General features: G+C 72.7%; 30 protein-coding genes. 15 read left to right on the top strand and 15 right to left on the bottom strand.

Annotation, left to right across the window (positions count from 1 at the left end):
* Positions 1-98: 98 nt before the first annotated feature.
* On the bottom strand, positions 99-902 hold the full coding sequence (locus Aau02nite_RS13630) for an SGNH/GDSL hydrolase family protein (RefSeq protein ID WP_212988775.1): 804 nt from the start codon (positions 900-902) through the stop codon (positions 99-101).
* Positions 903-1,150: 248 nt separating this feature from the next.
* Here Aau02nite_RS13630 and Aau02nite_RS13625 point away from each other — a divergent pair, with 248 nt between their 5' ends.
* The gene (locus Aau02nite_RS13625; protein WP_212988774.1) at positions 1,151-1,549 is read left to right on the top strand and encodes a hypothetical protein; all 399 of its coding nucleotides are present in this window, start codon (positions 1,151-1,153) and stop codon (positions 1,547-1,549) included.
* Positions 1,550-1,555: 6 nt separating this feature from the next.
* Here the strand turns inward: Aau02nite_RS13625 and Aau02nite_RS13620 are convergent, their stop codons facing one another.
* The 5 genes from Aau02nite_RS13620 to Aau02nite_RS13600 form a co-directional block, all read right to left on the bottom strand.
* Entirely contained in the window at positions 1,556-1,843 is a 288-nt protein-coding gene (locus Aau02nite_RS13620) for a DUF6510 family protein (protein WP_212988773.1), read from the bottom strand.
* Entirely contained in the window at positions 1,840-2,577 is a 738-nt protein-coding gene (locus tag Aau02nite_RS13615) for a ferredoxin reductase (protein ID WP_212988772.1), read from the bottom strand. The genes Aau02nite_RS13620 and Aau02nite_RS13615 overlap by 4 nt, the downstream gene beginning before the upstream one ends.
* A gap of 98 nt (positions 2,578-2,675) precedes the next feature.
* Complete coding sequence (locus Aau02nite_RS13610; RefSeq protein ID WP_212988771.1) at positions 2,676-3,275, bottom strand: sulfite oxidase-like oxidoreductase; 600 nt, start codon at positions 3,273-3,275, stop codon at positions 2,676-2,678.
* Positions 3,276-3,314: 39 nt separating this feature from the next.
* Complete coding sequence (locus Aau02nite_RS13605) at positions 3,315-4,088, bottom strand: hypothetical protein (RefSeq protein WP_212988770.1); 774 nt, start codon at positions 4,086-4,088, stop codon at positions 3,315-3,317.
* Positions 4,085-4,591, bottom strand: coding sequence for a SigE family RNA polymerase sigma factor (locus Aau02nite_RS13600; protein ID WP_212988769.1), 507 nt, complete (start codon positions 4,589-4,591; stop codon positions 4,085-4,087). The genes Aau02nite_RS13605 and Aau02nite_RS13600 overlap by 4 nt, the downstream gene beginning before the upstream one ends.
* A gap of 114 nt (positions 4,592-4,705) precedes the next feature.
* Between Aau02nite_RS13600 and Aau02nite_RS13595 the strand changes: the two genes are divergently transcribed.
* Positions 4,706-5,341 (top strand): hypothetical protein, encoded by a 636-nt coding sequence (locus Aau02nite_RS13595; protein WP_212988768.1) that lies wholly within the window; start codon positions 4,706-4,708, stop codon positions 5,339-5,341.
* Here Aau02nite_RS13595 and Aau02nite_RS13590 read toward each other — a convergent pair.
* Positions 5,338-6,171, bottom strand: a complete 834-nt coding sequence (locus tag Aau02nite_RS13590) for a patatin-like phospholipase family protein (protein WP_212988767.1) — start codon at positions 6,169-6,171, stop codon at positions 5,338-5,340. The two genes, Aau02nite_RS13595 and Aau02nite_RS13590, sit on opposite strands and share 4 nt — an antisense overlap.
* 57 nt (positions 6,172-6,228) lie before the next feature.
* On the opposite strand from Aau02nite_RS13590, the gene pdxR reads away from it, so the two are divergent.
* On the top strand, positions 6,229-7,572 hold the full coding sequence (gene pdxR, locus Aau02nite_RS13585; RefSeq protein ID WP_212988766.1) for a MocR-like pyridoxine biosynthesis transcription factor PdxR: 1,344 nt from the start codon (positions 6,229-6,231) through the stop codon (positions 7,570-7,572).
* On the opposite strand, the gene Aau02nite_RS13580 is transcribed toward pdxR, so the two are convergent.
* On the bottom strand, positions 7,560-8,672 hold the full coding sequence (locus Aau02nite_RS13580) for a glycoside hydrolase family 26 protein (RefSeq protein WP_212988765.1): 1,113 nt from the start codon (positions 8,670-8,672) through the stop codon (positions 7,560-7,562). The two genes, pdxR and Aau02nite_RS13580, sit on opposite strands and share 13 nt — an antisense overlap.
* A 216-nt stretch (positions 8,673-8,888) precedes the next feature.
* On the opposite strand from Aau02nite_RS13580, the gene Aau02nite_RS13575 reads away from it, so the two are divergent.
* From Aau02nite_RS13575 to Aau02nite_RS13555, 5 genes are all read left to right on the top strand, one after another.
* Positions 8,889-9,179: a DUF1540 domain-containing protein gene (locus tag Aau02nite_RS13575; RefSeq protein ID WP_212988764.1), complete on the top strand. Its 291-nt coding sequence runs from the start codon at positions 8,889-8,891 to the stop codon at positions 9,177-9,179.
* Positions 9,180-9,452: 273 nt separating this feature from the next.
* Positions 9,453-10,205, top strand: a complete 753-nt coding sequence (locus Aau02nite_RS13570; RefSeq protein WP_212988763.1) for an NUDIX hydrolase — start codon at positions 9,453-9,455, stop codon at positions 10,203-10,205.
* Positions 10,202-11,215, top strand: a complete 1,014-nt coding sequence (locus tag Aau02nite_RS13565; RefSeq protein WP_212988762.1) for a serine/threonine-protein kinase — start codon at positions 10,202-10,204, stop codon at positions 11,213-11,215. Before Aau02nite_RS13570 ends, Aau02nite_RS13565 begins: the two co-directional genes overlap by 4 nt.
* A gap of 17 nt (positions 11,216-11,232) precedes the next feature.
* On the top strand, positions 11,233-12,201 hold the full coding sequence (locus Aau02nite_RS13560; protein ID WP_212988761.1) for a hypothetical protein: 969 nt from the start codon (positions 11,233-11,235) through the stop codon (positions 12,199-12,201).
* Positions 12,198-13,412 (top strand): adenylosuccinate synthetase, encoded by a 1,215-nt coding sequence (locus Aau02nite_RS13555; protein ID WP_212988760.1) that lies wholly within the window; start codon positions 12,198-12,200, stop codon positions 13,410-13,412. The genes Aau02nite_RS13560 and Aau02nite_RS13555 overlap by 4 nt, the downstream gene beginning before the upstream one ends.
* On the opposite strand, the gene Aau02nite_RS13550 is transcribed toward Aau02nite_RS13555, so the two are convergent.
* Positions 13,406-14,026 (bottom strand): NAD(P)-dependent oxidoreductase, encoded by a 621-nt coding sequence (locus tag Aau02nite_RS13550; protein ID WP_212988759.1) that lies wholly within the window; start codon positions 14,024-14,026, stop codon positions 13,406-13,408. The two genes, Aau02nite_RS13555 and Aau02nite_RS13550, sit on opposite strands and share 7 nt — an antisense overlap.
* Positions 14,027-14,094: 68 nt before the next feature.
* On the opposite strand from Aau02nite_RS13550, the gene Aau02nite_RS13545 reads away from it, so the two are divergent.
* Entirely contained in the window at positions 14,095-14,688 is a 594-nt protein-coding gene (locus Aau02nite_RS13545) for a TetR/AcrR family transcriptional regulator (RefSeq protein ID WP_212988758.1), read from the top strand.
* Here Aau02nite_RS13545 and Aau02nite_RS13540 read toward each other — a convergent pair whose 3' ends face one another.
* Positions 14,689-15,189: a hypothetical protein gene (locus tag Aau02nite_RS13540; RefSeq protein ID WP_212988757.1), complete on the bottom strand. Its 501-nt coding sequence runs from the start codon at positions 15,187-15,189 to the stop codon at positions 14,689-14,691. It abuts the gene before it with no gap.
* Positions 15,190-15,257: 68 nt separating this feature from the next.
* Here Aau02nite_RS13540 and Aau02nite_RS13535 point away from each other — a divergent pair, with 68 nt between their 5' ends.
* Positions 15,258-16,124, top strand: coding sequence for a LysR family transcriptional regulator (locus Aau02nite_RS13535; protein WP_212988756.1), 867 nt, complete (start codon positions 15,258-15,260; stop codon positions 16,122-16,124).
* A gap of 14 nt (positions 16,125-16,138) precedes the next feature.
* Here the strand turns inward: Aau02nite_RS13535 and Aau02nite_RS13530 are convergent, their stop codons facing one another.
* Positions 16,139-17,284 carry a DUF5925 domain-containing protein gene (locus Aau02nite_RS13530; protein WP_212988755.1) on the bottom strand — a complete coding sequence of 382 codons (1,146 nt, stop codon included), beginning with the start codon at positions 17,282-17,284 and terminating at the stop codon, positions 16,139-16,141.
* A 154-nt stretch (positions 17,285-17,438) separates the two neighbouring features.
* Here Aau02nite_RS13530 and Aau02nite_RS13525 point away from each other — a divergent pair, with 154 nt between their 5' ends.
* From Aau02nite_RS13525 to Aau02nite_RS13510, 4 genes are all read left to right on the top strand, one after another.
* Positions 17,439-18,452, top strand: coding sequence for an ABC transporter substrate-binding protein (locus tag Aau02nite_RS13525; RefSeq protein ID WP_212988754.1), 1,014 nt, complete (start codon positions 17,439-17,441; stop codon positions 18,450-18,452).
* A 65-nt stretch (positions 18,453-18,517) separates the two neighbouring features.
* Positions 18,518-19,513, top strand: a complete 996-nt coding sequence (locus tag Aau02nite_RS13520) for a FecCD family ABC transporter permease (protein ID WP_438841129.1) — start codon at positions 18,518-18,520, stop codon at positions 19,511-19,513.
* Positions 19,510-20,541 (top strand): FecCD family ABC transporter permease, encoded by a 1,032-nt coding sequence (locus Aau02nite_RS13515; protein ID WP_212988753.1) that lies wholly within the window; start codon positions 19,510-19,512, stop codon positions 20,539-20,541. Before Aau02nite_RS13520 ends, Aau02nite_RS13515 begins: the two co-directional genes overlap by 4 nt.
* Positions 20,541-21,347: an ABC transporter ATP-binding protein gene (locus tag Aau02nite_RS13510; protein ID WP_212988752.1), complete on the top strand. Its 807-nt coding sequence runs from the start codon at positions 20,541-20,543 to the stop codon at positions 21,345-21,347. The genes Aau02nite_RS13515 and Aau02nite_RS13510 overlap by 1 nt, the downstream gene beginning before the upstream one ends.
* An 11-nt stretch (positions 21,348-21,358) precedes the next feature.
* On the opposite strand, the gene Aau02nite_RS13505 is transcribed toward Aau02nite_RS13510, so the two are convergent.
* The 4 genes from Aau02nite_RS13505 to Aau02nite_RS13490 are packed head-to-tail and all read right to left on the bottom strand — an operon-like array spanning position 21,359 to position 23,573.
* On the bottom strand, positions 21,359-21,793 hold the full coding sequence (locus Aau02nite_RS13505) for a nitroreductase family deazaflavin-dependent oxidoreductase (RefSeq protein ID WP_212988751.1): 435 nt from the start codon (positions 21,791-21,793) through the stop codon (positions 21,359-21,361).
* Positions 21,794-21,803: 10 nt separating this feature from the next.
* Entirely contained in the window at positions 21,804-22,244 is a 441-nt protein-coding gene (locus Aau02nite_RS13500; RefSeq protein WP_212988750.1) for a nitroreductase family deazaflavin-dependent oxidoreductase, read from the bottom strand.
* A 25-nt stretch (positions 22,245-22,269) separates the two neighbouring features.
* Positions 22,270-22,665 (bottom strand): GNAT family N-acetyltransferase, encoded by a 396-nt coding sequence (locus tag Aau02nite_RS13495; RefSeq protein WP_212988749.1) that lies wholly within the window; start codon positions 22,663-22,665, stop codon positions 22,270-22,272.
* The gene (locus Aau02nite_RS13490) at positions 22,662-23,573 is read right to left on the bottom strand and encodes a GIY-YIG nuclease family protein (protein WP_212988748.1); all 912 of its coding nucleotides are present in this window, start codon (positions 23,571-23,573) and stop codon (positions 22,662-22,664) included. Before Aau02nite_RS13490 ends, Aau02nite_RS13495 begins: the two co-directional genes overlap by 4 nt.
* A 42-nt stretch (positions 23,574-23,615) precedes the next feature.
* Between Aau02nite_RS13490 and Aau02nite_RS13485 the strand changes: the two genes are divergently transcribed.
* Positions 23,616-24,425, top strand: coding sequence for an alpha/beta fold hydrolase (locus Aau02nite_RS13485; RefSeq protein ID WP_212988747.1), 810 nt, complete (start codon positions 23,616-23,618; stop codon positions 24,423-24,425).
* Positions 24,426-24,742 lie beyond the last annotated feature (317 nt).

Below are 24,742 nucleotides of genomic sequence, written 5' to 3'. Positions count from 1 at the left end.
ACGCCGTCCGTGTGACCCCTTTCGCGCAGCTCCCCGCTCGCGTGGCCGGCGCCCGACGGCCCGGCAGGGTGACTGCCGGGCCGTCGGTTGCGGGCGGGTCAGTTCAGGGCCGCGTTCAGCGCCCGGAGGTAGCCGCTGCGGTAGCCCGCGGCGTTCGGGTGGAACGAGTTGGTCGCGGGAATCACGGTGAGGCCGTTCAGCCACGGGGTGGCGGCGCAGATGCCGTGGCCGGCGAACTCGTCGGTGACGTCGGAGAAGGTGAAGCCGGCCGCCGTGGCCCGGGCCGCGATCAGCTCGTTCAGCTCGGCGGCGCCGCTGTTGATGGACTTACGCTTGGCGATGCTCATGCCGCCGATCCCGCAGGTGGCCGCGGTCTCGTCGAACAGGATCGGATAGCCGAGGACGACCACCCGGGCGTTCGGTGCCTCGCGGCGTATGTCGGCGTAGGCGCCGTCGAGCTTGGCCGTCATCTCCGTGCGCAGGACCTGCATCGCCGAGGCGACGGTTGCCGCGCATTTGCTGTCGCTGGACAGGGTGCAGGTGATGACGGTCGACGCGAAGCCGACGTCGTTGCCGCCGATGGTCAGCGTCACCAGATCGGTGCCTCGGGTCAGCGGCCACAGCTGGGTGGACCGCAGCGAGGTGGTGGTGGCGCCGCCGCAGGCGACCGAGCGGTACGACTTCGGGTCGTTCGCCGCGTTCCACAGGCCGGGGTAGCCGTTGGCGCTGCGCAGGCAGAGTCCGGTCTGGCCGGACGCGCCGACGCCGGAGGAGTAGGAGTCGCCGAGCGCGACGTAGTCCCACTCGGAGCGGGGGGTGGCGGCCGCGGCGGGTGTCGCGGCGATGATGCTCAGCAGGGTGGACATGACGAGGCAGGCGAGAACGGTGGTACGTCTGCTCATCGGGGTGGCCTCCGGATCCGCGGGGGACTGGGGGCCGGAGCGCTCCGGTTACCGAACAGTAAGTCAAGGTTACGCGGAAAGAAACACAGTGACTTTCCTGTTACCTCGTAGTAACATCCGTCGATGTGAGCTGCATCTATGTCATGCGGTCATGCGGTCATGCTCCATGTGCGCACAGCGACGAACTTTCACCGGCGCCACAGTCGGTCTTCAGCGTGCGCTCAGTTATCCGCGTTAGCGTCGCCCGCATGGATGAGCAACGGGCCCGGAGAGTCGTCGAGACACTGCGCGGACGTAACGTCTTCGCCCATGTGAAGCTGCCGCACGCCGGCATCACCCAGTACGGCATCCGGGTCGCGCTGCCCGACGGGCGCGAGGCGGTCTGGGACAACGACGGCACGGCCGGGCTCGAGGCCCAGGTGATGCGCAACGGCGTCCTGGTCGGCTTCGTGTCGTCCATCCCCGGCTCGGAGAACTTCACCGACGACCAGATCATCGACGCGATCGCCGCCGCCGACTACGACCAGCCGATCGGCCGTTCCCGGCCCACGACGCCGACCGGCGTGCCGCCCCGCAGCGACCGGATCGCCACCGCACCCCGCCCGCTCGGGCTGGCCGAGCGGCTGCGCCGCACCTTCCGGGACTGAGCCGGGTCAGCCCTCGGCGACGGTGCTCAGCGGGGGCATCGCGACCTGCAGGCTGACCGCACCACGCAGATCCAGCCAGGCCCGCTCGGGGCCGCGGACCAGCCGCAGCACCACGTCGTCGCAGGACGGGCAGCGGGCCACGAGACCGGGCGCCGGCCCCCACACCCGCAGCCGCGCGACGACGCTGGGCTCGCCGCACCCGCCGCAGGTGGCCACCGCCGTGGTCACGTCGACCGCGAAGACCTCGCGCAGATCCCCGGCCATCGCGTTGCCGTCCAGCTCGTGCTCGCTCATGAGGTCCCTCCGAATCGTTCCGTGCGGATCTTCTTCGGGTCGTGCCCCAGCGCGACGAGGATGTCGGCCGCCGCCTCCACGAACGACGTCGGGCCGCAGACGAACACGTCCGGCGCGAAGTCCGGCGGCCAGCCGTAGGTGTTGATCGTCGCCACGGTGAGCCGGCCCGGCGGATCGGGCCAGCCGTCGGGGGCCTTGCGGGTGTAGACGAAACGGACGTCCAGCCCCGGGTCGTCGCGGACCCGGCGGGCCAGCTCGTTGACGTACAGCGCGTCCTGCGGGGTGCGGACCGAGTAGATCAGCCGGAACGGTTGCCGGCCGCGTACGTCGCCGCGGGCCCGGATCATCGCCATCAGCGGTACGACGCCCGAGCCGCCGGCCACCAGCAGCACCGGCGGGGGAGCGTTGCGCCACACGAACCAGCCGCCGACCGGGCCGCGCAGCTCCAGCGGCTGGCCCACCTGCAGGTCGTCGGTCAGGTAGGAGGAGACCTCGCCGTCCTCCACGCGCTGCACGGTCAGCTCGACCGTGCCGCCGTCCTGCCAGGCCGAGGCGATCGAGTAGCTGCGCTGGGCCGAGTAGCCGTCCGGGGCGGTGAGCCGCACGTCGACGTGCTGCCCGGACAGATGCCCCGGCCAGTCCGGCACCCGCAGCACCAGGGTCCGGGCGCTTGGCGTCTCCTGCCGGGCCGCCTCCAATACGGCGGCCCGCCAGGTCAATCGACGATTTGTCATGGGTTTTCCGCCGCGGGGTGGCTCAGTCGATTTGTCATGGGTTTTCCGCCGCGGGGTGGCTCAGTCGATTTGTCATGGTTCTTCCGCCGCGGGGTGGCTCAGTCGCCCTGGTAACGCTGTTCGCGCCAGGGGTCTCCGTACATGTGGTAGCCGGCTTCTTCCCAGAAGCCCGGCTCGTCCTGCTGGAGCATCTCGATGCCGTTGACCCACTTGGCCGATTTCCAGAAGTACAGGTGCGGGACGACCAGCCGGGCCGGGCCGCCGTGCTCCGGCGCGAGCGGCTCGCCGTCGAACTGGTACGCCACCCAGGCCTTGCCGTCGAGCAGGTCCTCCAGCGGCACGTTCGTCGTGTAGCCGCCGTAGCCGTGCACCATCGTGTAGTCGGCGGTGGTCTCGATGTTCTCGAAGAGAGTGTCGATCGAGACGCCGCGCCAGGTGGTGCCCAGTTTGGACCATTTGGTGACGCAGTGGATGTCGACCGTGACGTCCTCGGCCGGCAACGCCTGGAACTCCTGCCAGGACCAGCTGTGCTTGGCGCCGGTCTCGTCCGTGACCGTGAACTGCCAGCGGTCGAGCGGGATCCGCGGCGTCGGTCCGGCCGAGAGCACCGGGAAGTCATGGGTGAGGTACTGCCCGGGCGGCAGGTCGGGTTGCGAGGAGCGGCGCCGCCCGCCGAACCCGGGGGAGATGATGCTCATGTACTGCAGTAAACCCGATGATCATGAACGGGGACAGACTTACCCCACGCCGAAGGTGGCATTGCCGGCCGGCAGCTTGCGGCCGTTGTCGTCGTACGCGGTCGCCTGGCCGACCCGGCTGGCCGGTTTGACCTTGTTCAGGGGGAACCAGAAGAGCACGATCGACCGGTCCTCGCTCCAGACGGCCTGTTCCGCCCGGACTGTCCGGCCGTTCGCCACCACGGTGATCTTCGCCGCATCACCGACGTAGTAGCCGAAGGCGGGGGTCGGATTGTCGTTGACGACCATCGCCATCTGCAGGGCGTGGAAGCCCGGGGCCCGGTCCGAGCCCTCCACCTCGTTGTTCACGATGTCGACGACGAACTCACCGGCGGTGGTGCGCCAGCCGGTGGCGATGCCGAACGTCGTGTCGGGCAGCTCCGGCTCGTCGACCCGCTGCATCCAGAGCAGCCGGTCCAGCCCGCCGACCTTGATCCCGGTGTCGACGACGTCGCCGAACGGCGTGGAGGTGATCGGCTCGTCCGGATTCTCCTCGACCGCGGTGGCGGACGGGTCAGCGGTCTTCGCCGGCGCGGCGCCCGACGGCTGACCCGCGGCGGCGACATCCGGCGCCGGCGAGCCCTCCGGGCGGACCAGCTGGAAGCCGCCTACGAGCAGGGCCAGCACCGTCAGCCCCGAGGCCGCGCCGACCGCGGCCCGGCGCCGGCGGCGCAACCGGCCACCCGCGGTCATCACCGCGGCGATGTCGAGCGGCTTCGGCTCGAAGCCCGGCGTCGAGTGCATGGCGTCTCTCAGATCATCGAGGTCGTTCACGGGCGTACTCCGCTTTCCGCGCGCCGGGGTGACGGGATGGAGACCCGCAGCTTGGCCAGGGCCCGGGAGTTGAGGCTCTTGACCGTGCCGAGGGACAGATTGAGCTCACGGGCCACGTCCACCTCGGTCGCGTCGAAGAAGTGCCGGAGCACGACCACGGTGCGTTCGCGCGGTGACAGCGTCTGCAGAGCGCCGATCAGCCAGCGGCGCCGGGTGACCTCGTCGGCCAGGTCCCGGGGCAGTGGACGTTCCGGGAGCTCCTCGGTCGCGTACTCGCGGATCGGGCGGCGCCACTGGTCCGTGACGAGGTTGGCCAGGACCGTGCGGGCGTACGCGTACGGGTCCTTGCGGCGCACCCGGCCCCAGGTCGCGTACACCCGGACCAGGGCGGCCTGGGCCGCGTCCTCGGCCTGGTGCCGGTCACCGGTCAGCAGGTACGCGGCGCGCTGCAGCCGGGCCGAGTTCGCCTGCGCGAACTCGACGAACTCATCGTCGCCTCTCACTCCCACGACGGCCAAGACGGGTGAGGGTCCGGAAAGGTTGCAGCAACCTTTCCCCGCGTCGGCCCGTCTCGGTCTGCGTCATGCACCATCCGCACATCCTGATGGAGTCACGCAATGGGACTGTCCCGCCGATCGATGCTCACCTTGGCCGTGACCGGTACGGCCGCCGCCGTGGTGGTGACGGGCGCGGTGGCTGCCAGCGCCGCGCAGCGCAAGCCCGCACCGAAGCCGGTCACCGCCGCGTCCGCCCCGGCCTCCGCTCCGGCCGCTCCGGCCCCTCCGGCCGAGCCCGTCCACCGGCAGCTCGGTGCCGTGGTCGACACCGGATACCGCGCCAAGGACGGGGGCTGGGTGATCTACGCGGTGGCGATCGAGGAGAAGGCGCTGCCCGGCACGCGGTTCGGTGTGATGGCCGGACTGCGGCGCGGTGACGGCACGGTCACCGGCGTCGTCGTCGCTAACGAGACCGAGGGACCGGACCGGGTCCCCGGCTTCCACGCCGTGCAGGGCGGTATGGAGATCGACGGCCGGCCGTCGCCGTCGTTCGGCTACTACGCGGGACCCGCCGCGAAGATCACCGCGCGGATCGGTGGTCGTACCGTCACGGCCCGGCAGGCCCCGTGGAGTGCCGACGCGACGGTCAAGTTCTTCTGGTTCGACCCGGCGGCCGGCATGATCAGCGACCTGAAGGCGTACGACAAGAAGGGCCGTTCCCTGCCTGTCGGCGACAACGGCGTCGGGCTGGGCTAACCCCAGGCGGCCCGGACCCGCTCGATCACCTCGGCGGCCTGCGCGCGCCCGGCCCGCGCCGCGGGCGCGCGCCGCGAGGGATCGAGCGGGTTGCGGCCGATCGCCGTCAGCGCCGCGTCGGTCGGGCTGACGACGGCGGTACGCACACCCGGGCCCAGCGCGGCAGCCTGCGCGGCCGGCCGGTCCGCGCGCCGGGCGGCGGCGGTCAGCGGGGCGATCACCACGACCCGCTCGTAGCCGCGGGCGAGGTCGACGTTGGCCACGGACCGCACGCCACCGTCGACATAGCGCCGCTCGCCGACGGTCATCGGCGGCCACACCAGGGGCACGGCGCAGCTAGCGGCGACCGCGTCGATCAGGGAGGCGCCGCTCGCGCTGTCGAAGACCTCGACCGCGCCGGTCCGTGCCTCGACCGCGGGGATGAGCAGCCGGGCGGCCGGCCAGTCGTCCCGCTTGACCCGCGAGGCGATGGCCGCGCGCCGGACCGGCTCGGGCACCGTGCGCGCTCTGAGGGCGGCGCGGCCCAGCCGGGCCCGGCCGCGGGCCCGGTCGCCGGGCCAGACCGCGGCCAGCAGGAAGCCGAGCACCACCCGGGCCCCGATGACGGCGTCGGTGTCGCCGGTGGTGTCGGCCAGCTCGTGTTCGTACAGAGCGTCGATCCCGGTGCCGCCGGTGAGCTGGGCGGCCACGACCGAGCCGGCGGACGTGCCGACGAACAGGTCGGCGGTGCTGAGGTCCACACCGTGCTCGGCCAGGCCGTGCAGCAGACCGATCTCCCACGCGACGCCGGTGACGCCACCACCGCCGAGCACCAGTGCACGTTTCTCCATGCGCCCTCTCTACTACCGCCATCCGGTTTGTGCCACCGCCGCCTACGATCCAGGTCGATGTCTGTCTCCTGGTCCAGTTCGGTCGACCTCCTGCTCGACGTGCGCGGCCATCCCCGGCGGGCCGCGCTGGAGGACGCGCTGCGGGCCGCCGTGGCCGGCGGGCGCCTGGCGGCGGGGGTACGGCTGCCGTCCTCCCGCGTGCTGGCGGCGGAGCTGGGGCTGGCGCGCAACACGGTGGCTGACGCGTACGCGCAGCTGGTGGCCGAGGGCTGGCTGGTGGCCCGGCAGGGTTCGGGGACGCGGGTGGCCGCCGGAGGTCCCGGTCCGGCGCCCGTACCGGCCCCGGCGGTCCGGCCGCGGCCGTTGTTCGATCTGACCTCCGGTGCGCCGGACGTGTCGGCGTTCCCGCGGGCGGCGTGGCAGCGGGCCTCCCGGACGGCGCTGTCGGCGGCGCCTTCCGAGGCCCTCGGCTACCCGGATCCGCGGGGACTGCCCGGGTTACGAGCGGTGCTGGCGGCGTACCTGGCCCGGGTGCGCGGCGTGCGCACCTCGCCGGAGCATCTCGTGATCTGCTCGGGCACGACCCAGGCGCTGTATCTCCTGGCGACCGCGCTGGCGCCCGGCTCCGTCGCGGTGGAGTCACACGGCCTGCGGTTGCACCGGGAGGTGCTGGCACCGACCGGGACCGTGCTGCCGGTCGACGCCGACGGTGCCGACGTCTCGCGGCTGGGCGACGACGCCGCGGTGCTGCTGACCCCGGCGCATCAGTTCCCGCTGGGCGGGGCGCTGTCGGCGGCGCGCCGGGCGGCGGTGCTCGACTGGGCCCGGGCCGCCGGCTCGGTGGTCATCGAGGACGACTACGACGGCGAGTTCCGCTACGACCGGCGCCCGATCGGTGCGCTGCAGGGCCTCGCGCCGGACCTGGTGGCCTACGTGGGGACGGTGAGCAAGACGCTCGCGCCGGGGCTGCGGCTGGGCTGGATCGCGGTGCCGCCGGCGTTGCTGGACGCGGTGATCGCGGCCAAACGGCTCAGCGGCGGGGGCGCCGGGGTGCTGGAGCAGCTGACGCTGGCCACGTTCCTGGCCGGTGGCGGGTACGACCGGCACATCCGGCGGTCCCGGCTGCGCTACCGCAAGCGGCGCGACCTGCTGGTGGCGGCGCTGGATGGGCGCGCCTCGGTCACCGGGATCTCGGCCGGGCTGCACGCGCTCGTCCCGGTGCCCGACGAGGCGGCCGTCATCGCCCGGGCGGCGGAGCAGGGTCTGGCACTGCACGGGCTGGGTCACTTCCGCGCACCGGGCGGGCCGGCGGCGGGTGGCCTGGTGATCGGGTACGCACGTCCGGCCGACCACGCCTTCGCGGGCGCCCTGACGGCGCTGCAATCCTGTTACCCGCTGTAGAGCTTGCGGTAGATCGCCGCTGACCTCAGGTTTTTCACACAGGCTGCATCCGTGCGGAACAGACTCGACTGCACCCCGCCCGCCCCGCAGTCGGAGAAGTACGCCTCGTACGCCAGGTTCGAGGCGTGCGCCGCGAACCACTCGTGCATCCACGTCACGAACGACGGGTTCTCCTTGCCGGCGTCACCCGTCGGCACCACGCCCCACTCGCCCACCGAGAACGGCTTGCCGCGCCGGCGGGCGAAGTCGTACAGCCACGTCAGGCCCTCCGGGTCCGTCGCGGCCTTGTCGAACACCGCCTTGGAGGGCGACCAGGGATAGTGGTCGTAGTTGTCGATGCCGATGATGTCCACGTACTCGTCGCCCGGGTAGCAGTTCGTGCTCACCCCGCCGCAGGTCCCGGCCGGGGTGCCGTGGGCGTTGATCGTCCAGTCCAGCAGCACGTCCGGGTTCGTCGCGCGGATGTTCGTCGCGGCCCGGCGGTAGCAGGCGATCCAGGTCTTCGGGTCGTCGGCGCGCCACGGTGACGTTCTCTCGTTGAACTCCCAGCCCAGCCGCACCACGGAGTCGCCGCGGCCGTACCGGGTCATCAGCGAGCCGAAGTTCTTCCAGTCCTGGTCGTGGTCGCCGGCCGCGCAGGCCGGCAGGTCGGCGCTCGCGCCGATCGGCACCAGGCCCTGCGACACCACCAGCATGCCGTCGAAGTCCGAGAACAGGTCGAACGTCCAGCCCGAGCCCGCCGTCATCGCCGCCCACGAGGTCCGGTCCGTGTAGGTCTGCGCGACCCGGCAGGCCCGGCCGCGCGCGGTGCAGAACCTTCTGACGTGCGCCGTGTCGAACAGGGGGTCGCCGTTGACGCCGGACATCCCGTTGGCGCCGGGCCAGGTGCCGTCCGTGCGGGGCAGGCCGATCAGCGCCCGGGCCGACCGAGTGCCGGCGGCGGCGGAGGCAGACGGGGCGGAAACGGAGGGGGTCGCCGACACCGCGGGGACCGGCTCGTTGCGTTCCGAGGTCAGGCCGATGGCGGTGCCGGCGAGCGCAATCAGAGCCGCTCCGGCTCCGAGCCACAGCCGCTTGCGGGGCGGTCGTTCGTCGGCCATCGGGCGCGGACCTCCGGGACGGTCGGTGCGTTTTGCCCTATTCTGGCAGGTCCGGTGGGTGGCCGGGGCCGAGTCCGGCAACCCGCCGCGACCGAGGGTTGCCTTACCTAAAGAATGGTCATCCTTATTTTTGAAATCCCCGAGAATACCTTTGTACCCGGGCCGCGGAATGGCTTGTGATGGTTTATGGTCGGCATGGAGAAAAGGAGGCCCCACATGACTCAAATGATGGCCATGCCGCGCGTGCAGACCTGCACGGTCAGCGGATGCGGGTACAACCACGACGGCTGCACGGCCTTCGCGATCACCATCGGCCGGGCCAGCTCGGAGTGCGACACGTTCATCGACACCGCCGACAAGGGCGGGATGGGCCAGGCGGAAGCGCAGGTCGGAGCGTGCAAGCGGGCCGAGTGCGTGCACAACACCGAGCTCGAGTGCCACGCGCCGTCGATCATGGTGGGCGCCGGAGTGGACCGCGCCGACTGCCTGACCTTCGAAGCGCAATAATTGTTGAACTGAGCCTCACCTAAGGCCGTCACCGTTCCGTCGGTGGCGGCCTTCTTGCGGTAAAAAGCAATTCCGGTCGTAGGTCCGTGCGTGGTGCTGACCGTCGCTCCCGCCGAGGCCGGGCGCGCGGATCCAGGCGCCTTGGCGGCGCCTGAACGGATCCGCGCGCCCTTCATTCTGCGGGAGTGGCGAAGACCGGTTGACCTCAGGGTGAGAAGACGCTAGGTTGTTCTCAGATCGAGTTGTACTCAGACTGAGAACACGAGGGTGATGATGAGCGGCGAGCAGGAGTTTCTCGACAGCTATGACCCGGGGGCTTTTGCGCCGGTTGCGGTCACCGTCGATGTCGTCGCGCTGACCATCCGGGACGGGCGGTTGCATGTGCTGCTCGTGGAGCGGGGTGGGCATCCGTTCGCCGGGTGGCGGGCGCTGCCCGGTGGTTTCGTGCAGGAGGAGACGCTCGATGCCGCCGCGTTGCGTGAGCTCGCTGAGGAGACCGGGTTGCGGCCCGGCCAGGGTGTGCTGGATCGGGTGCATCTCGAGCAGCTGCGCAGCTACGGCGACCCCGGCCGTGACCGGAGGATGCGAGTCGTCTCGGTGGCCTACCTGGCGTTCGCGCCCAGCCTGCCCGATCCGCGGGCCGGTGGCGACGCCTCGGGGGCCTTCTGGGTGCCGGTCGACGAGGTCGGCGAGCTGGCCTTCGACCACGCGGTGATCCTCGCCGACGGGCTGGACCGGGCCCGCGCCAAGCTGGAGTACACCCCGCTGGCCACCGCCTTCGTCGGGGACGAGTTCACCATCGCGGAGCTGCGCGCGGTCTACGCGGCGGTCTGGGGCGAGGAGCTGCACGCCGGCAACTTCCACCGCAAGGTGCTGTCGGTGCCCGGCTTCGTGGAGAGCACCGGTGAGACGGCTACCCGGGCGGGCGAGCGCGGTGGTCCCAAGCCGCGCCTCTACCGGGCCGGCGACGCGCGCCTGCTGCACCCGGCGCTGCTGCGGCCGACCCGTGAGGACGGTGTGCGGTGACGTTCGACGAGGCGGTGGCGGCCATCACCCGGGCGGGCACCTTCGCCGATCTCGTCGCCGCCTGTGCCCGGCCGGCCTGCTCCGGCCCCGGTGGTGCGGTCGGGGACGCCGGGCACGCGTACCGGATCCTGGTCAAGATCGTGCATCCCGATGTCGCACCCGCGGGTCGCAGCCCGGCCGCGACGGCGGCCTTCGCCCGGCTGACCACCCTGTGGAGTGAGCGCGACGGCCGGCCGCTGACCACCAGGCGCGCCACCTACCGCGTCGGCGGGGTGGTCGCCACCGGGGACATCGCGCGGCTGCACGCGGTCGACGGCGACGCCGCGCTGCTCAAGCTGCCACACCGGCCCGGTGACAACGACCTGATGCGGGCCGAGGCAGCCGCGCTGAGCACGCTGGCGGCCGACGGCGATCCGAAGTTCCGCGCCTACGCGCCGCGGCTGCTGGAGAGCTTCACCCACGAGAACGCGGCCCGCGAGCGCCGCACCGCCAACGTCATCGCCCGGCAGCGCGGCTTCGTCCCGCTGTCCGACGTGGACGCCGCCTACCCCGGCGGTCTCGATCCGCGGGACGTCGCCTGGATGTGGCGGCGGCTGCTCACCGGCCTCGGCTGGGCCCACCGCGCCGGGCTGGTGCACGGCGCGGTGCTGCCCGAGCACGTGCTCATCCACCCGGCCGAGCACGGCCTGGTCCTCGTCGACTGGTGCTACGCGGTGCCGGCCGGCACGACGATCCCGGCGCTGGTCACCGAGCACCGCGCCGCCTATCCGCCCGAGGTGACCGGCAAGCAGCCGGCCACCGCCGCCACCGACATCTTCATGGCGACCGGCCTGATGCTGCGGCTCATCCGCGACCCGCCGGTCGCGCTGCGGCGCTTCGCCCGCGGCTGCCGCTACGACAAACCCCGCATGCGCCCGCAGGACGCGTGGCGCCTGCTGCGGGAGTTCGACGAGCTCCTCGACGACCTGTACGGCCCCCGCCGTTTTCGCCCCTTCGCGATGCCGGCCTGACTCACAGGAGGAACAAAATGGGAAGCGGACGCTGGTCCACCGATGTCTACTCCGCCGCCGCCGGCTACCGGGCCGCGACCGGCACGAGCGCCTTCGCCTACAGCGACAGCGGAGCCCGCAAGGCGCACCCCGCGCTGGACCCGATGAACGTCGGCCGGCGGGAGAGCCGCGACAGCGACGAACACCCGCACAGCACGCCGATCGCCGTCCTGTTCGACGTGACCGGCTCGATGGGCACCGTGCCGCGGGTGCTGCAGACCAAGCTGCCGCAGCTGCTCGGCCTGCTGACCCGCAAGGGTTACGCCACCGACCCGCACATCATGTTCGGGGCCATCGGCGACGCCACCTGCGACCGGGTGCCCTTGCAGATCGGGCAGTTCGAGTCGGACAACCGGATGGACGAGGACCTGGCCCGCATCGTGCTCGAGGGCGGTGGCGGCGGCCAGCGGCGCGAGTCGTACGAGCTGGCCATGTACTTCATGGCCCGGCACACCGACCTGGACTCGGTGGCCAAGCGCGGCCGCCGCGGCTATCTGTTCATCATCGGCGACGAGATGGCCTACCCGCGGATCAACCCCAAGGAGGTCCGGCGTTTCGTCGGTGACCACCTCCGCGAGCCGATCACGACCGAGGCGATGCTCGCCGAGCTCCGCCGCAGCTTCGACGTCTACTACATCATGCCGACCGCGGCCGGCTGGGGCGGCGACGCCGAGATCCTCGGCTACTGGCGCAAGCTGCTCGGCCAGCAGGTCATCGAGCTCGACGACCTGGACGCGGTCTGCGAGACGATCGCGCTGACCGTCGGCCTCGGCGAGGAGTCCATCGACCTCGACGCCGGCCTGGCCGACCTGGTCGAGGTGGGCTCGCCGGCCGGCCCGTCGGTGGGTAAGGCCCTGGCCCCGCTCGGCGCGGACCGCGGCACGGTCGTTCGTTCCCCGCTGGAGACGGGCGGCGCGGCAACGCCGGGCGGGAACGAACGGCTGTGAACGGCCCGGCGGGCCACGTCGCCGTGGTCGATCTCGGCTACGGCGACGCGGGCAAGGGCACGGTGGTGGACGCGCTCTGCGCTTCGGGCCCGGTCACCGCGGTGATCAGGTTCAACGGGGGAGCGCAGGCCGCCCACAACGTGGTCACCCCCGCCGGGCGGCACCACACGTTCGCGCAGTTCGGGTCGGGCACGTTCCACGGCGTGCCCACCCACCTGTCGCGCTTCGTGCTCGTCGACCCGCTCGCGCTGGCGGCCGAGGCCGCCGCCCTGGGCAACCCGTTCCACCTGCTCACCATCGACGGCGACGCGCTGCTCGTGACGCCGTGGCACCGGGCGGCGAACCGGGCCCGCGAGCGGCGGCGCGGCGGGGCCCGGCACGGTTCGTGCGGCATGGGCATCGGCGAGACCATGGCGTACGCCCTCAGCCACGCGGACGCTCCCCGGGTCGCGGACGTGCTGTCACCCGCCCGGCTGCGCACCCGGCTGGCCGCCGTCCGGGACACGCTGGGTGCCTTCGACGCCCCGCCGCTGGACGACGTCGTGGAGGCCTTCCAGGCGTTCGGCCGAGCGGTGTCCATCGTGGATGGAGGTCACCTGGACCGGTTGCTGGCCCGGGGGCGGTGCGTCTTCGAGGGGGCGCAGGGTGTGCTGCTGGACGAGTGGCGGGGCTGGCACCCGTACACGACGTGGTCCACGACGACGTTCGCCAACGTGGCGGCGCTGTGTCCGTCGTTCGAGCGGCTGGGGGTGGTGCGGACGTACACGACCCGGCACGGCGCCGGGCCGTTCGTGACCGAGGCGCCGCTGGGCCTGAGCGAGGCGCACAACGGCGTGGGGGAGTGGCAGGGCGCGTTCCGGATCGGCCACTTCGACGCGGTGGCCCACCGGTACGCGGTCGAGGTGGCCGGCGGGGTCGACGCCCTCGCCGTCACCCACCTCGACGCGCCGGCCCGGGCTCCCGGCCTGCGGATCTGCACGTCGTACGACCTGGACGGCGCTCGCTGGGACCGGATCACGCCTGGCCCGCCCCGCGACCTGGGCCACCAGGCGGCCCTGACCGCCCTGCTCGACCGGGCCCGCCCCGGCGACCTGCACCGCCCCGCGGACTGGTCCGCGACGATCGGGGACCTCCTGGGTGCCCCGGTCGCCCTGGAGTCGTACGGCCCGGCCACTACCGACAAGCGCTGGCCGGTGGCGGTGCCTCAGTAGCCGAGCCCGACGGCGTGGCCGACCGTGGCCGGGTCGCTCGCCGCGGCCAGGGTCGCGGTCGCCAGGTCTGTGCGCGAGATCGAGCTGCCGCCGGGCACGGTGTGGTCGAGCGCCGTGCGGTACGGCTTGGACCCGCCGTCGGTCAGCCGGGGAGGGCGCATGATCGTCCAGTCCAGACCGCTCGCCGCGACGATCCGGTCGGTGGCCACGAAATCGGTCCACGCGGCGCGCAGGAACCGCCACAGGAGGGGCTTGAGGATCCGGGTGGTCATGAAGCTGTCGTGGGAGTCCTCGATGTGGCCCGCCGCGGTCACCACGACCAGCCGCCGGACGCCGGTCGTACGCATCGCCCGGATGATCGACTCGGCGGCCGGCGCGCACACCGGCTCGTGGGCGCCCGGCCGGTGACCGAGTGCCGAGATGACGGCGTCGCGGCCGGCCACGGCGGGCTCGATCGCGGACGGGTCCATGACGTCGGCCCGGACGACCTCCACGCCGGCCGGGAAGTCCGCGGCCGACCGCACCACGGCGGTGACGGAGTGGCCCGCCTCCCGCGCCTGCCGCACCAGCTCGATGCCGGTGCCGCCGGTCGCTCCGAACACGGTGATCTTCATGGCCCCTCCTCGGTTAGTAAACGCTCACTACCTGGCCAGGGTGGTGAGTGTTCACTAACCTGTCAAGGGTGGGCACCCGAGACGTCATCCTGGACGCGGCGGCCGGCGTGATGCGCGAGCGCGGCCTGGCCAACGTGACGACCCGCCAGATAGCCGCGGCGGCGGGCTTCTCCGAGGCGACGCTGTACAAGCACTTCGCCGACAAGATCGAGCTGATGCTCGCCGTGCTGCAGGAACGCTCCACGGGCTACGCCGAGCTGTCCGCGGCGCTGGGCCGGCCGGGCGGCGGCAGCCCGGACGACCTCGAGGACAGGCTGGCCCTGGTCGCCCGGGCCGCGATCGTCTTCTACACGGACAATTTCCCGATGCTGGCTTCAGTCTTCTCCGACCGCACCATCCTCGCCGCCCACACCGACGGGTTGCGCAAGCACGGCCTGGGCCCGCACAAGGTCAACGAGGCGATCGAGGACTACCTGCGCGCCGAGGCGGAGGCGGGCCGGGTCCGGGCCGGCGCGGACCTCTATGCGGCGGCGGGGCTGCTGACCGGGGCCTGCATGCAGCACGCCTTCCTGGGACACATGGGCTGGGCGGACCGCCGCGACGACGACACGGCCGCGCGGTCCTTCGCCCGTACGGTGCTCGCCGGTCTGCGCGGCGAGTAGTCACCCGAGGCTGCGCCGGATCGCTGTTTCCGCCGCGGCCCAGGTCGGGGTGTGCTGCACCCAGCCGGGCGGCGGCGTGCGCTGCGGCCCGAAGAGGTAGCGGTGCGGCACGATCCCGCGCAGCGCCTGGTGCACGTCGAGCTTGTCGTCGACGAAGTGCGTGATCCCCAGCTCCGTACAGTGGACCGCCTTGTCCGGCCGTTTCAGGCAGAAGCGGAGGTGGTCGCGGGGGATGCCGGTCCGGGCGGCGAAGTCGTGGTGGTCGAGCCACTGGCGGGTGTGGTGCTGCACCCGTTCGCCGCACTTGGAGACCAGCCATACCTGGCCGAACAGCGGGACCAGGCGGGCCAGCGTCGCCATCGCCGCGGGCACGGCCGGCGTCGCGAGCATCCGGGCGGTGTCGCCGCTGAAGAACTGGGTGTCGTTGCTGCCGGGGACGGTGCCGCCGCCGATGATGACCCGGCCGATGTCCACGCCGAGGTTGAACTGCTGAGTAGTCATGCGTTCAGCCTGAATGCCCGCAGGCTAGAGCAGAACTATCGATGTCCGCGCAGCTATAGTCCGCGGTTATGGATGAGCGAGCAGTCTCGGGCGACGCCCTGGCGTCCTTCGCCGTGTTCGCCGAACACCTCAACTTCACCCGCGCGGCCGCGGAACTGCGCATCTCCCAGCCCGCTCTGCACGTGAAGGTCCGCAAGCTGGCCCAGGCGCTGGGCCGCCCGCTCTACCACCGCAGCGGCCGCCGGCTCGTGCTCACCGCCGACGGTGCGGCGGTCGCCCGTTTCGCCCGCGCGCACGACGAGCGGCTGGCGGACTTCCTGGCCGAGTTCGCCGGGGTCGTGCCGGGCCGCCCGGTGGTGCTGGCCGCGGGTCAGGGCGCCTACCTCTATCTGCTCGGTGACACGATCCGGGCGGTGCTGGCCGAGGAACCGACCCGGCTCAGGCTGATCACCTGTGACCACCGGCAGATGCTCGCCGCGGTCCGGACCGGACAGGCGCAGCTGGGGGTGAGCGTGCTCGACGTGCTGCCCGAGGATCTGACCACGGTCCGGCTGGCGACGTTCCCGCAGGTGTTGCTCGTGCCGCAAGGCCATCGGCTGGCCCGGCGCCGCGCGGTGGGCCTGACCGGCGTGGCCGGCGCCAGGCTGGTCGTGCCGCCGCAGCACCGGCCGCACCGGGTGCTGCTGGAACAGGCCCTGCGCGGCGCCGGGGTGGAGTGGACGGTCGCGGTGGAGGCCGAGGGCTGGCCGCTGATCACGCACTTCGTCACCCTCGGGGTGGGGCTGGCGATCGTCAACGGCTGCGTGCCGGCGCCGGCCGGGCTGGTCGCCGTACCGGTCGAGGGCCTGCCGCCGGTCACCTACCACCTGGTCCACCAGCCGTCGGCGCTGTCCGACCCCAGGGTGGCCGGCCTGCTCGACCGGATCCTGGCGTAACCCTCGACTCCGGACTACAGGTACATGCCGGTGGCCGGGGGTGTCACCGGGACGGTCACGGGCTGGGCGCCGGTGCGCAGCGCGTACAGCTCGGCCAGGGTGGCGCCGTACGGGCCGACGCCGGCCGGTGTGCCCAGCCACGCGACCGCCTCGCCGTACGGCAGCCGCCCGACCTCGATGCTCGCCAGGCACCGCCCGGGCCGGACCACCGCGGGGTGCAGCGAGGCCAGGTCCTCGTTGGTGGTGATCCCGATCAGCGCGTTGCGGCCCTGCCCGAGCAGCCCGTCGGTCAGGTTGAGCAGCCGCGACAGCGACTGGCCGGCGCTGGCCCTGGCGTCACCGCTGATCAGCTCGTCGCAGTCCTCCAGCATGAGCAGGCGCCAGCGCGGTTCGTCGTCGTCGCCGCTGCCCAGGGCGACGCTCATCAGATAGGCCGGGTCGCCGAAGAGGCGTTCCGGGTCGAGCACGCAGTCCACCTGGCACCACGAGCGCCACTGCTGGGCCAGCGCCCGCAGTGCGGTGGTCTTGCCGGTGCCCGGCTCGCCGTGCAGCAGAAGCAGCCGGCCGTTGACCGCCGTGCCGTCGATGGCCATCAGCCGTTCCAGGGTCTGCGCGACCGGCGCGGCGTAGTTGGCCCGGATCTTGTCCCACGGCGCCGCGTCGATCTCACGCTGCACCCGGCGCGGGCCGTGCGCGCCGTAGTGCCAGAAGCCGATCGGCACGCTGTCGTCGGCCGGCTCCGGTTCCTCGACGGCATTCTCGACCGCGACGGCCAGCACCGACTCGGCCAGCTCGGAGCTGATCGCGGTGACCGTGACCCGGGCCCGGCGGCTCTGCTTCCAGCGGGTGACGTGCAGCGTCCAGCCCTCGCCGACCGACAGCCGGCCGTGCCCGTCCTCCTCCACGGCGTCGCGCACGATCCGGGCGTCTTCGGTGGTCAGCACCGCGTCGGCGCGTACGTTCTCCAGGTACCGGGTGCGACCGAACGGCTCCCGGCCGGTGACGAAAGCGTCCAGCGCGAGCAGGTCGACCACGTCCACCAGCCGGTCACCGTCATCGACGGCACCGGACAGCGGCAGGGTGGCGGGGGCGGGCGGCGTGGCCGCCGCTTCCACCAGGCGGCTGCCGGGCCGGTCGACGGACTGATGGGGGGTACGCATTACCCCATGATCGACCCGAAGTGGGGGATGAGCACCCCGTTTTCCAGCAGGTTGGTCCGAACGGGGCCGCTATGCGGCTGCTCACTCCGGTTTCCCAAGATCCGCCAGCCTCGGTAAGGTGAGGGTTACCTAACAATCTGGAACGGAGTTCGACATGGCGACCCATCCGCTCATCTCGCGCCGGAATCTGCTCTTCGGTGCAGCGGGCGTGGCGGCCGCCGGCCTGCTCGCCGCCTGTGGCGACAGTGACAGCGGCGAGACCCCCAGCGCGGGCGGTTCGTCCGCCGCGACCGGAGGCTCGTTCCCGGCCACGGTGACCCACCAGTTCGGCAGCACCACCGTCGAGGAGGCGCCGAAGACGGTCGTGTCACTCGGCTGGGGAGACGCCGACGCGCTGCTCGCCCTCGGTGTCGTCCCGGTCGGCATCCTCGACTGGTTCCAGGCCTGGCCGACCGGCGTCGGGCCGTGGGCCCAGGCCAAGCTGAACGGGGCCAAGCCCACCGTGCTGAAGGGTCCCGAGATCAACTTCGAGAGCGTCGCCACGCTGCGCCCCGACCTGATCACCTTCACCAAGAGCGCCAACACCAAGGCCGAGTGGGACCAGCTGGAGAAGCTCGCCCCGACGCTGTCCGGCCCGGCCGGCACGGCGCCGTACGGCACCACGCTCAAGGACCAGATGCTGCTGATCGCCGAGGCGCTGGGCCGCAGGGCCGAGGGTGAGGCCCTGGTCGCGGCCAACGACAAGGCGCTCGCCGACGCCAAGGCGGCCAACCCGGGGTTCGCCGGCAAGAGCGTGGTCGTCGCGGCCGCGTTCAGCGGGCAGTACGGCGCGTACACCCGCGGCGACGGCCGGGTGCAGTTCATGGAGGCGCTCGGCTTCAAGAACTCGCAGCAGATCGAGGACCTCAAGCCGGCCAACTTCTACGCCGAGGTCTCCAAGGAGAAGGTCGGCCTGCTCGACGCCGACCTGACCGTGATCTTCGCCCTGGGCGCCGGCGCGGAGCTCAAGAAGGACGCGGTGCTCAACAGCATCCCGTCGGCCAAGGCCGGCCGGCTGCTCATCGTCGACGACGCCGACCTGGTCAACGGCTTCTCCACCAACTCCGTGCTGAGCACTCCCTTCGTCATCGAGAAGTTCGTCCCGCTCGTCAAGGCCGCCCTGGCGTGACCAGCACCGCCGCCGAGCGCGCCGGTTACACCCCGATCGAGGCCCGCGTCCGGGCCCGTGGCGGGCTGACCACCCGTGGCCTGGGGCTGGTCGCCGCGACCGGCGTGCTCGCGGCGGTGGCCGTGCTCAGCATCGTGATCGGCACCAAGCCGATCCCGCTGGGCACGGTCTGGGACGCCTTCTTCACCGCCGGGGTGACCTCCGAGGACATCCGGATCGTGCTGGACCTGCGGGTGCCGCGTACGGTGATCGGCCTCGCCGCCGGGATCGCCCTCGGCCTGGCCGGCGCGCTGATGCAGGCGCTGACCCGCAACCCGCTGGCCGACCCGGGCATCCTCGGCATCAACGCGGGCGCGGCCACCGCCGTCGTCCTCGCCATCCGGGTGCTCGGCATCGGCTCGCTGACCGGCTACATCTGGTTCGCCTTCGCCGGGGCGGCCGGCGCGTTCGTCGTGGTCTACCTGCTCGGCACCCGCGGGCGCTCGGGCGCGTCGCCGGAACGGCTCGCGCTCGCCGGTGCCGCGGTCGGTGCCGCCCTGCTCGCGGTCACCAATGCGGTGGCCCTGCTCGACGTCAGCACCTTCGACCGCTACCGGCTGTGGACGGTCGGCGCGCTCGCCGGCCGCGACCTCGGCGTGTTCTGGGCGGTGGCACCGTTCATCCTGATCGGCGTGCTGCTCGCGCTGGCTCTCGGACCCTCACTCAACGTCATCGCGCTCGGTGAGGACACCGCCCGCGCGCTCGGCGCGAACCTGAACCGCACCCGGGTGCTGACCGCGGTCGCCGTCACGCTGCTCTGCGGGGCGGCCACCGCGGCGGTCGGGCCGATCGCGTTCGTCGGGCTCGCCGTCCCGCACATCGCCCGCACCCTGGTCGGGCCGGACCAGCGCTGGCTGCTGCCGTACTCGCTGGTGCTCGCGCCGACGCTGCTGCTGCTGGCGGACGTCGCGGGACGGGTGATCGCGCGCCCCGGCGAGGTGCAGGCGGGCCTGATCACCGCCTTCATCGGTGCCCCGGTGTTCCTCGCCGTCATCCTGCGCCGCCGGATCGTGCCGCTGTGAGGCGCCGGGTCACTGTGCGGGCGCCGGGGCTCGCCGTCCGGCTCGACCTGCGCACCCTCTGGGTCAGCGGGGCGCTGCTGCTGGCCGTTCTCGCCGTGGTGGCCTGGACCGTCGTCGCCGTCGGCGTGCGGCTGCCGATGGCCGACATCATCGAGATCCTCGACGGCGGCGGTCGGCGTGCCGACCGCTTCATCCTGCTCGACCTGCGCCTGCCCCGGGTCAGCCTGGGCCTGCTGGCCGGGGCGGCGCTGGCGATGTCCGGCGCGGTCTTCCAGAGCCTGTCGCGCAACCCGCTGGGCAGTCCCGACATCGTCGGCTTCACCACCGGCTCGGCCACCGGGGCAGTCGTCGCCATCCTGGTGTTCGGCACCGGGCCCGGCGGGGCCGCGGTCGCGGCGGTCGTGGGCGGGCTGCTCACGGCCCTGATCGTGTACGGGCTGGCCGCAGCCGGCGGAGGCGCGGTCCGGCGCATCGTGCTCGTGGGCATCGGCATCAGCGCGATGCTCGTCGCGGTCAACAGTTACCTGATCAGCCGGGCCCGGGTCGACGCCGCCCAGGCCGCCTCGGTCTGGCTGGTCGGCACCCTCAACGGCCGCACCTGGGAGTACGTACGCCTGCTGGGCCTGGCCCTGCTGGTGCTCACGCCGCTGCTGCTGCTGTTCGGCCGGCGTCTGCAGCTGCTGGAGATGGGCGACGACTCGGCACAGTCGCTCGGCGTCCGCGTGAACCGCTCCCGCCTGGTGCTCGTGCTGCTGGCCGTGGCGGTCTGCGCGGTGGCCACCGCCACGACCGGCCCGGTGGCCTTCGTGGCGCTGGCCGCGCCGCAGATCACCCGGCGGCTCACCGGCTCGCCGACGCTGCAGCTGCTCCCGACGGCGATCACCGGCGCCCTGCTGATGGTGCTCAGCGACTTCGTCGCGCAACGGCTCCTGGCCCCCGCCCAGCTGCCCGTCGGGGTGGTCACCGGCGCGGTCGGCGGGGTCTATCTGGCCTGGCTGCTCGCCGGGCAATGGCGAAAGGGAAACTGATGACCCCACGGCTGTCCGGGTCCGGCCTGACGCTGGCGTACGGCGAGCGGGTGATCGCCGACGGCCTGGACGTGACCATCCCCGACGGCTCCTTCACGGTGATCATCGGACCGAACGCCTGCGGCAAGTCCACGTTGCTGCGGGCCCTGTCCGCGTTGCTCACCCCGAAGCACGGCAGGGTGGTGCTGGACGGGGCGTCGATCGGCTCGTACCGGGCCAAGGAGGTCGCCCGGCGCCTCGGCCTGCTGCCGCAGACAGCGACCGCCCCGGAGGGCATCTCGGTGGCGGACCTGGTGGCCCGGGGCCGGTATCCGCACCAGAAGCTGCTGCGCCAGTGGACGCCGGAGGACGAGAACCAGGTCGCCGCGGCGATGGAGGCCACCGGCGTCACCGCGCTGGCGGACCGGGCCGTCGACGAGCTGTCCGGCGGGCAGCGGCAACGGGTGTGGATGGCGATGGCGCTCGCCCAGCAGACCGGCATCCTGCTGCTGGACGAGCCGACGACCTACCTGGACATCGCCTACCAGATCGACCTGCTGGACCTCTGCGCCGACCTGAACGAGCAGGGCCGGACCCTGGTCGCGGTGCTGCACGACCTCAACCACGCCTGCCGGTACGCGACCCACCTGATCGTGATGAAGGCCGGCCGGATCGTCGCCGAGGGCGTACCCGGGGAGATCGTCACGGCGGAGCTGGTCGAGGACGTCTACGGACTGCGGTGCGAGGTCATCGCCGACCCGCAGACGCGGACCCCGCTGGTGGTGCCGGCGGCCCGCGCGTCCCGGGCCGCCCGCCTGACCCGCTGACGGTCCGCCGGTCAGGCCCGGGTCAGCACGAAGACCGGGATGAGCCGGGCGGTCTTCCGCTCGTAGGTCGCGTACGTCGGGAACGCCGCGACCGCCCGCTCCCACCACACCGCGCGCTCGTCGCCGCTGACCTCACGCGCGACGTAGTCGTGCCGGGCGTCGCCGTCCTGGAGCTCCACGCGGGGTTCCTTGCGCAGGTTGTAGACCCAGACCGGGTTCTTCGGGCCACCGCCCAGCGATCCGACGACGGCATACTCACCGTCGTGCTCGACGCGCATCAGCGCCGTCTTGCGCAGCAGGCCGGTCCGGGCGCCGACCGAGGTCAGCACGATCACCGGCCTGCCGCTGATGTCACCCGCGCGCTGACCGCCGGTCGCTTCGTACGTCTCCGCCTGCTTACGGGCCCACGCGGAAGTGCTCGGGCCGTACTCTCCGGACAGTGGCATGCGGTACCTCTCAGTCGGACAGCGGGGAGAGCACGAAGACCGGGATGATCCGGTCGGTCTTGGTCTGGTACTCGGCGTACGGCGGCCAGGCCTCGACCGCGCGCTCCCACCACACCGCCCGCTCCTCACCGGACACCTCGCGGGCCCGGTAGTCGCGCTTGACCCCACCGTCCTGCAGCTCGACGTGCGGGTTGCTGACCAGGTTCCAGTACCAGACCGGATGCGTCGGGGCGCCGCCCCGGGACGCCACCACCGCGTACTCGCCGTTGTGCTCGACGCGCATCAGCGGGGTCTTGCGCAGCTTGCCGGACTTGGCGCCGACCGAGGTCAGCAGGATGATCGGCCGGCCCTGCAGGTCGGCGGCCTCGGTGCCCCCGCTGGCCTCGAACTTCTCGGCCTGCTCCCGGGCCCAGTCCGACGGGCTCGGCGCGTACTCACCGGTCAACGGCATGATTCCTCCTGATGGCGACGACGGATCACAGGGCCAGGAGACCGGCGGCTGTCGGCCCGAAGCCGCAGGACTCGACGTAGAACTGGGTCAGGTGCGGCTCGTAGTCGACGTGCAGCCACTGGCAGCCCGCCGCCCGGGCGCCGGAAACCGCGGCGGCCACGAGAGCGGTGCCGATCCCGTGCCCGCGGGCGTCCGGCGCCACCACGGTATCCACCAGAAACGCGTGCACGCCACCGTCCCAGCTCACGTTGACGAAGCCGACCAGCACCTCACCCCGGTGGGCGCAGACCCAGCCGAGGCTGTGCCGGGCCAGCCTGGCGTGCCAGTCGATTCCCTGGGCGGCGTAGCCGAAACCAGCCGCGTGCAGGGTGTCGAGGGCGGCGTTGTCGAAACCGGCCCGCCAGCCGTAGGTGATCGTCATTCGGTCAGCCTGGCCAGCGTCGCGGCCAGCTCGGCATTGCGCCGGGCGAAGCCCGCCCACGCCGCCGGAGGCTCGTCCGGGGGCCGTGCGCAGCGGCGCTGGCTCCAGGTGCGGATCCGGCCGGCCCGTACGGCGAAGGACACCAGCCAGCCGTCGGCCCAGCCCTGCACGGCGAGATCGACCGGTTCCAGCGTCGTCACCTGCTGCGCGGCCGTCACCCAGGCGAGGGCGCGGATCTCCTCCTGCACGCGGCCGGCCAGCTCGAAGGCGAGCGCGGTGGCGGCTCTGTCGCGTACCCCCTCCAGGGCCTGCCGGGCGGCCGCGACCGCTACCGGATCACGCCGCAGGACCGCCGCGACGGCCTCGGCCAGCTCCTCGCGGTCGGCGGCGGTGACGCCGCGCCGGGCGGCCAGCTCGCGCTCGGCGCCGGTCAGACCCGAGCCGGCGGCCGAGAGCGGATGGACGCGGTGCAGCGCGCTGACCGCCAGCCGGGTGCGCGTGCCACCGAGATAGGGCCCGAAGATCCGCACCCCCGCGACCGGCTGCCCGGCGTCGTGGGCGAGGCGCAGGCCGGCCGTGGCGGGCCGGGCATCGAGCCGCAGGTACGCCGGGACCTCCTCGCCGCCGGCCGTCCTATTCCACCGGGGCAGCGACTCCTCCAGCAGGTTGCGTTCCAGCCAGGCCGCCTCGTGCACCGAATCGCAGGCTACCGCCTCGATCCGGGCCACCGCGGGCACCATCCGGCGCAGGTGCCGGCGGTCGCGCAGGTCGCCACCGTAGGACCCGACGCGGGCCCGCAGCTCGGTGGCCCGGCCGACGTAGAGCACCCGCCCGCGGGCGTCGCGGAACCGGTAGACGCCCGGGTCGTGCGGAAGCCCGGCGGCCAGCCGGCGGATCTCCGGTCGCATCGCGTCATTATCCGCCCGGCGGACTCGGCTAGCCTTCCGCACATGCCAGCGATCGGTGTCGGCGACATCACTTTGCACTACGAGGAGTCCGGGCGGGGTGCGCCCGTCCTGCTCATCCCCGGTACGGCGGCCCGCGGACGCACCTGGGCGCTGCACCAGGTGCCGGCCCTGACCGCCGCCGGATACCGCACGATCACCCTGGACAACCGCGGGGCCGGCCGCAGCGGCCCGGCCGCCCCGGGCCTGACGGTCGACCACCTGGTGGCCGACGCCATCGCGGTGATCGAGCGCGTCGCCGAGGGGCCGTGCCGGCTGATCGGCACCTCGATGGGCGCGTACGTGGTGCAGGAACTGCTGCTGGCCCGCCCCGAGCTGGTCACCCAGGCGGTGCTGATGGCGAGCCGGGCGCGGCCGGACGCGGTGTCGCAGGCCCTGGCGGCCGCGGACCGGGCCATGGCCGGCGCCGGGGTCACACTGCCGCCGGAGTACGACGCGGTCACCCGGGCACTGCTGAACCTGTCGCCGCGCACCCTCGAGGATCCGCAGAGCGCCCAGGACTGGCTGGACATCCTGGAGGTGTCGCCGACCGACTGGGCCGGCCCGGGAATGCGCGCGCACCTCGACGTCGTGCTGGACACCGACCGGCGCGCGGCGTACCAGGGGATCCGCGTGCCGGTCCTGGTGCTGTCGTTCGGCGACGACCTGGTCGCGCCGCCGGCCCGGGGCCGCGAGCTGGCCGACGCGATCCCGCAGGCCCGGTACGTGCGCATCGCGGACGCGGGTCACTACGGCTATCTGGAGCAGCCGGCGGCGGTGAACGACGCGATCCTGGGCTTCTTCGCCGCTGCCTGACCCCAGCAGGTGTCGGTCTTCGGCGGGCCGGTGATCGTCGCGGTGGTCACCGGTCGCTGTACTCGCCGGCGGTGACCGGGATCTGGTTCTGGTTCGTGTGGATCGCCGGATTGGCATTGTGGGCGGCGGTGTGGCTGCTACGCCGCTGATGTGCGGGCGTTTTTCGACGGGTTGGGCGGCTCCGCGGCTTGACCGGCTTGGCCGGCTCGGGGGTTTGGCCGGCTCCGGGCCGAGCTTCGCTGACCGGCGCCGGGGCGCTGGTCCGGCCGCCCGGCCGCCCTGCCGGTCTGCCGCCCGGCCGCCCTGCCGGTCTGCCG

Origin of the sequence: Actinoplanes auranticolor (assembly GCF_018332655.1) — a bacterium.
GTDB classification, from domain to species: domain Bacteria; phylum Actinomycetota; class Actinomycetes; order Mycobacteriales; family Micromonosporaceae; genus Actinoplanes; species Actinoplanes auranticolor.
The sequence above is the reverse complement of the archived record's forward strand: the minus strand, read 5'-3'. Positions and strand labels throughout refer to the sequence as shown.